Raw genomic sequence first — 6,000 nt, 5'->3', positions numbered from 1 at the left:
CCGTCCTTTTTGGACGGGCGGGACGCCCATCCCACAATAACAATTAAAATTGTAAGTTATTTAATTCGCGATCCTAACTAATGACTAATAACTAATGACTATCTAAATGTTCGATCTTGGTTCCCAAAACTTTCAGGAATTCAGCTAGCCAGTTAGGATGTGCTGGCCACGCGGGGGCGGTGACTAAATTGCCATCGACTACGGCTTCGGTAACGGGAACTTCTGTATATTTGCCGCCGGCCCGGAGTACGTCGGGGCTGCAAGCGGGGTATGCGGTGCAGCGTTTGCCTTCGAGTACGCCTGCTGCTGTTAGAACCTGTAAGCCGTGACAAATAGATGCGATCGGCTTTTTGCTGTTGGCAAAGTAGCGGGTAATTTGCAGCACTTGTTCGTTGAGGCGGATGTATTCTGGGGCGCGTCCTCCGGGGATAATCAAAGCGTCGTAGTCGGCGGGGTTGATTTCGTCAAAAGTCGCGTTTAAAGTGAAGTTGTGACCGGGTTTTTCGCTGTAGGTTTGATCGCCTTCAAAGTCGTGAATTGCGGTGCGAATTGTTTGGCCTGCTGCTTTGTCCGGGCAGATGGCGTGGACGGTGTGGCCTACCATTTGCAGTGCTTGGAAAGGAACCATTACTTCGTAGTCTTCTACAAAGTCGCCGACTAACATTAATATTTTTTTTGCTGTCATGTTTCCAACTCCTGTTATTTTGATTTGGTTAAATAGGATTTAAAAAAATGCGGGGCAGTTAAAAAGCTGGCCCCGCAAGCTATTCTGGAATCTAGAAACCGTTGCGTCCCCAAATGACCATTGAAATTGAGAAGGAGAACAGAACTAGCACCGAAACCCAACCGAGTGACAAAATATCCATAGCTATTTATTGAACAAACTGTACAAAGTGACTCCAAACCTTATGATAGGTCAATTTGAGCCATTTTTGAAATGAGGGCGCTGTGAAGGATTCGTCAAATTTTAGTGCGGCTGAACGGGTAGAATCTTTGAAGGCAGGGAGTGTTGCTGCTTTGTCTTGTTTGCTGGCTTTTGGGGCGATCGCCCTTGGTAATAGCTTAATTTTAGCAAATAGGTTAGATTCTCTGGCGAGTTTGCAGGTAAGGGAAATTGACCTAAATTTTGCCGCCCGAGGGGCGATCGCACTTTTGGGCGGTTTTTTGTTCGGCGTGACTTACCGCTATGCGATTCGCCGAGATGTTAACCCGCAGCTTAAATCTGGTGCGGTGTTGGCTTTTGGGTTGGTGCGGGCTTTTGGACAGTTGGATGCTGGATTGTTTTTTGAGGCGGGACTTTCTTTTGAGGCGGGCAAGATGCCCGCCCTACAGGAGTTATTGCCGTTTGCTGTTCGCGGTGTCGAGAGTGTGGTATTGTTTGCGATCGCGGGTTTGGTTTTGGATTGGGCGATCGGGCGATCGTGGATTAAGCCTTTCGATTCTTGAGATTTGCCGTTGGTTGGGGACAGGTTTACGATCGCCCTCCGTCAAAAACTTGTAGGGGCGGGTTCACCAATAGTTTCAAAGGATACCCAAAGACTCAAAAACCCGCCCCCACCCCGCGCGATCGCCACCCAAGTGGGGGCGGGTTTACGAGATTATCGGTTTTAGGCAATTATTGTTGGTAAAACCCGCCCCTACAGATTTAATTCCTCAAATTCTGGATTGCCGTAAACCATCTGTTTATCTACCGCCGACAAAACTTTATTGTTAGCAGCCTCAGAAACCAAACACTGACAAACTAGCAGCGCTACATCCGCCCGGTGAATCGTTCCAGAAACTCGAAAATCTTCTGTTAAAATACCGTTGCCTGTGGCAGGTTCCGATTTGAGTCCGCCGGGACGAATCACTGTATAAATCATCCCGCTTTCTATCAAATGATTTTCGGCTTTTTCCTTTTCAATTAAAACCGGGCGCAAAGTTTCTAAAGCTTGGGGCGGCAAAGCGCCGACACTATTACCGCTGCCGATTGATGAAACTAAAATAAACTTTTGCACGCCTGCTTTGACAGCCGCATCAATCAAGTTTTTGTTGCCCAAATAATCGGATAATTCTACATCTTTGGGCAAGCCGCCAATTGTGCTGATTACGGCATGAATTGGCTCACCCCCAGCCATCGCCGCTTCCATAGCTGCTGCATCCAAAGCATCGCCAGTCACGACTTTGATGCCCATTGCTTCTAATTCGCTGCTGGTGGCGGGCGATCGCAAAAGTGCTGTTACTTGCATCTTTTTTGCTGTGAGACATTTGGCGATTTCTAAGCCGACTCCTCGACTAGCACCTGCTAAAAAAATGTGGGATTTCTCTGTCATATTAATTGTGTTTTAAGTTATGCAGAAATTGGTTGTTTTGACTGTGGAACAGTATACAACAATCCTCTGTAATTTTTTGAATTAGTTTTTTTTAACCGCAGAGGGCGCAGAGGGCGCAGAGGAAGAGAGGGGAATGATTTGCAATTACCGATTCCCAATTTCCCATTTACGTTAGAGTTTTTTGCCCACTATTACTACCCAAGATTGAGCTTCGCGCGGTAAGCCGGGGGGGCGATAGTAGTGATTGACAATTGCAAATCCCGCTTGTTCTAAACAAGGCGCTAAAGTATGATATTCCCATCCGGCAGTATAGCGTTTTCCCGTTGGCCGCTCGTCGTATCCCTCCCAATTTCCCCGGCACATTGACATGACAATTGCACCGTTAACAACTAAGGCTTTGTGCAAATTTTGCAGGACTTTCACCATCTCATCGCTGGGAACGTGAATCAGGGAAGCATTGGCAAAAATACCGTCAAATTCTGCTTTTGGTAAGTCGAGATTCAGAAAAGATTGCTGCCAAACTTCGCATCCTGACAACTCTTTTGCTATTTCTACAAAAGCTGGAGTTGCATCTAAGCCTACAACTGTGTGTCCTTGGCTCTTGAACGCTACTAAATCTCGTCCCGGCCCGCATCCTATATCGAGAATTTTACCGGGAGTGCGGGGCATGGCAGCGGTCAGTGCGGAGCGATTTTGGGATACGTCGTGATGCCAAGTTCCTTCTCGGAAAGATTCGGCAGTTAGCTGGTATTCTGCGATCGTAATTTCTTCGCGTTTGTCCATAATTTCCCCCCCTTGTATGATTTTAGATTTTAGATTTTAGATTTTAGATTGAAGAATGTCTACCGTAGGGACACTCCAAAAGCCCATTGGTGTCAAGTTAAGGCTAAAACCCTTGATAAATATCGGTTTTACCAGAGTCTAGATCCCCCTAAATCCCCCTGATTGTTGGGGAGTAGGGGTTGACTTTGATCAAACTCTTGTCCCCCCCTTCTTAAGGGGGGCTAGGGGGGATCGAACCCTAATAGTCAAACAGCAGGATGGTACTAAGTTTGACGTTAATTTGACACGCTTTGGGCTCTTGGAGTGTCCTACTCTATTTCATCCGATTGAAAACTGCTATAAGAGTTACACAACCAGGGTTTTTTGTTCGGATTTGGTAACTGCTGAATCAACTTCTAATAGAGAACCTTCGGGGGATTCGATCGCAAATCCCGCATCTCGAATCATGTCCCAATCTTGATGGGCAGCTTGTCCGGGAGTTGTCAGATAATCGCCAACAAAGATAGAATTAGCGGGGTAGAGTCCGAGAGGTTGCAGCGATCGCAAATGCACCTCCCGTCCCCCAGCAATCCGAATTTCTTGACTGGGAAGCAAAAATCGGAACAAACAGAGAATTCGCAAACATTGGCGGGGAGTTAACCTGTTCACATCTGCAAATGGCGTACCAGGAATCGGAATGAAAAAATTAACCGGCACGCTAGTAACGCCCAACTTGCGAAGCGAAAGGGCTAAATCGATCGCATCATCATCCGATTCGCCCATCCCCAAAATTCCGCCGGAACAAGTTGTGATTCCCGCTGCTTTTACGTGTTCGACGGTTTCCACCCGATCGCCAAAAGTGTGAGTGGTGCAAATATCCGTGTGATATGATTCGGAAGTATTGAGATTGTGATTTACGCGATCGACTCCAGCTTTAGCCAGCCGATGAGTTTGCTCCTGGCTCAACAATCCCAAACAAGCGCAAATTTTCAGGTTATAATTTGCCTTCACAGTCTCGACAGCATCCAAAACGCGATCGAAAGTAGAAGCGTTAGGTTGACGGCCCGAAATTACCAAACAAAACGTACCTGCTTTTAAATCTGCTGCGCGTTGGGCGGCATCCAGAATTTTCTCCTTAGCTAAAAGCGGATATTTCTCAATTTCCGCAGTCGAAATTTTTGACTGAGAACAATAATGGCAATCTTCAGGACAAAGGCCACTTTGAGCGTTTAACAAATAGTGCAGCCTGACTCGGTTTCCCCAGTAGTGGCGGCGCACCCGATAAGCTGCGTTTAGTTGTTCCAGCAAAACCTCATCCGGTGCGCGCAATACGGCTAAAGATTGCTCGCGAGAGAGACATTTGCCCGCCAGCGCGTCGTCAGCCAAATCGTTCCAATTGGGTAAATTCATTACTAAAATTAAAGGGTTTACAGAGTATCCAAAACCTGACGAATCACCCGATAAATCGATTCTAGTTCATCAGGAGAAATGCAGTAGGGAGGCATCAAGTAAAGCGTATTTCCCAAGGGGCGGAGCAAAAACCCCGCTTCGAGAAATCTGGCTTTCAATACAGGAGCAATGTCATTAAAATAACCGGAAACGCTTTCCGTTTTCACCTCCATTGCTGCGATGGTGCCACAAGTCCGAATCCGTTCTAGTTTAGGATGATTTCTCAGCCATTGATTCAGATATTGGTGGTGCAGTTTTTCCATCCCTTGATAAACATTTGGGTTTTGCTCCAAAAGCTCCAGAGATGCTACACTCACCGCACAAGCTAAGGGATTTCCGGTGTAAGAATGACCGTGAAAAAAAGCTTTGTCCCATTCATCTCGCCAGAAAGCTTGATAAATATCCTCCGATGCCATTGTGACAGCAATTGGCAAGCAGCCACCAGACAATCCTTTAGACAAACACAGGATATCCGGTGAAGTTCCAGATTTAACCGAGGCAAACAGTTCACCCGTGCGACCAAAACCAGTCATTACTTCATCGTAAATCAACAATACATTAAACTGGGCCGCAAGTTGTGCGATCGCCCGCAAAAACTCAGGGCGGCACATTCGCATCCCCCCAGAACCTTGCACCAAAGGTTCGATAAAAATTCCCGCATAGCTGCCCTGCTTTAAAAAAAACTCCAATTTCTCTAAACTCGCCGCCTCCTTGCTTTCCACCTCATCATCGCCGTCAAAAGTCGCCGGAAAAGGAACAACATCCCCCGCAAACATTAAAGGTGCAAAAGATTCCCACCACAGCGAACTTCTGCCAGCAGACATCGCGCCCACAGTATCGCCGTGATAACCTCCCTCAAAACTAATAAAGCTAGTACGGTTAGTTTCTCCGAGATTGCGCCAATATTGAAATGCCATTTTCAGAGCAACTTCAACAGCAGTCGAGCCATTATCAGAAAAGAAAATCCGCGTTAAAGAAGCAGGCGTATGAGTTAGCAATTTACTCGCAAGTTTCTCGGCCGGTTCGTGAGTAAACCCCGCAAAGATTACGTGTTCTAACTTTTGGGCTTGCTCGTAAAGAGCCTCAGCCAGAACCGGATGGCTGTGCCCATGAACAGTCACCCACCAACTAGAAATGCAGTCGAGAATTTGCCGCCCATCTGCTAATTCCAGCACCGATCCTTTGCCGCGAATTACCTTCAGTGGCGGGGCAGCCGTTTTCATTTGCGTGAAGGGCTGCCAAATCGGTGAATTTGAAGAATTATGTTCCTGATCCGCAGTCATTTTTCCCAATCAAACTAATATTAACTTGCCTTTTAATATAGCAATAATAGCTACCTTGTGAAATTTTTATTTTGTCTTATTTCTTTTTCTCTTCCTACCCTTCGGGAACGGCTTCGCCGAACGTGTCCTTAGCGTCTTCGCGGTTCCTTCCAAAAAAACCTAGTTTGGTGTCGAGGGCGGCTGCCTGGGAACGT

7 protein-coding genes are annotated in these 6,000 nt (G+C 46.8%); 1 reads left to right on the top strand and 6 read right to left on the bottom strand.

The window, feature by feature from the left end:
* Positions 1-91 precede the first annotated feature (91 nt).
* Together QUB10_RS11720 and petN are read right to left on the bottom strand one after the other, a co-directional pair.
* Positions 92-685, bottom strand: coding sequence for a DJ-1/PfpI family protein (locus QUB10_RS11720; RefSeq protein WP_333202231.1), 594 nt, complete (start codon positions 683-685; stop codon positions 92-94).
* Positions 686-776: 91 nt separating this feature from the next.
* Positions 777-866, bottom strand: a complete 90-nt coding sequence (gene petN / locus QUB10_RS11715; protein ID WP_071883976.1) for a cytochrome b6-f complex subunit PetN — start codon at positions 864-866, stop codon at positions 777-779.
* Positions 867-948: 82 nt separating this feature from the next.
* Here petN and QUB10_RS11710 point away from each other — a divergent pair, with 82 nt between their 5' ends.
* A complete protein-coding gene (locus QUB10_RS11710; RefSeq protein WP_333202229.1) occupies positions 949-1,446 on the top strand; it encodes a hypothetical protein in 498 nt (165 codons plus the stop codon).
* Between the two features lie 191 nt (positions 1,447-1,637).
* Here the strand turns inward: QUB10_RS11710 and QUB10_RS11705 are convergent, their stop codons facing one another.
* The 4 genes from QUB10_RS11705 to bioA all read right to left on the bottom strand — a co-directional run bounded on the left by QUB10_RS11705 (position 1,638) and on the right by bioA (position 5,806).
* Complete coding sequence (locus tag QUB10_RS11705; protein WP_333202227.1) at positions 1,638-2,312, bottom strand: SDR family oxidoreductase; 675 nt, start codon at positions 2,310-2,312, stop codon at positions 1,638-1,640.
* Positions 2,313-2,483: 171 nt separating this feature from the next.
* A complete protein-coding gene (locus tag QUB10_RS11700) occupies positions 2,484-3,095 on the bottom strand; it encodes a class I SAM-dependent methyltransferase (protein WP_333202226.1) in 612 nt (203 codons plus the stop codon).
* A gap of 345 nt (positions 3,096-3,440) precedes the next feature.
* Positions 3,441-4,484, bottom strand: coding sequence for a biotin synthase BioB (gene bioB / locus QUB10_RS11695; protein WP_333202225.1), 1,044 nt, complete (start codon positions 4,482-4,484; stop codon positions 3,441-3,443).
* 17 nt (positions 4,485-4,501) lie between these two features.
* Positions 4,502-5,806 carry an adenosylmethionine--8-amino-7-oxononanoate transaminase gene (bioA, locus tag QUB10_RS11690; RefSeq protein WP_333202223.1) on the bottom strand — a complete coding sequence of 435 codons (1,305 nt, stop codon included), beginning with the start codon at positions 5,804-5,806 and terminating at the stop codon, positions 4,502-4,504.
* Positions 5,807-6,000 lie beyond the last annotated feature (194 nt).

The sequence above is a fragment of the Microcoleus sp. B5-D4 genome, assembly GCF_036705145.1.
GTDB lineage: Bacteria > Cyanobacteriota > Cyanobacteriia > Cyanobacteriales > Microcoleaceae > Microcoleus.
This window is presented reverse-complemented; position numbering and strand designations above follow the sequence as displayed.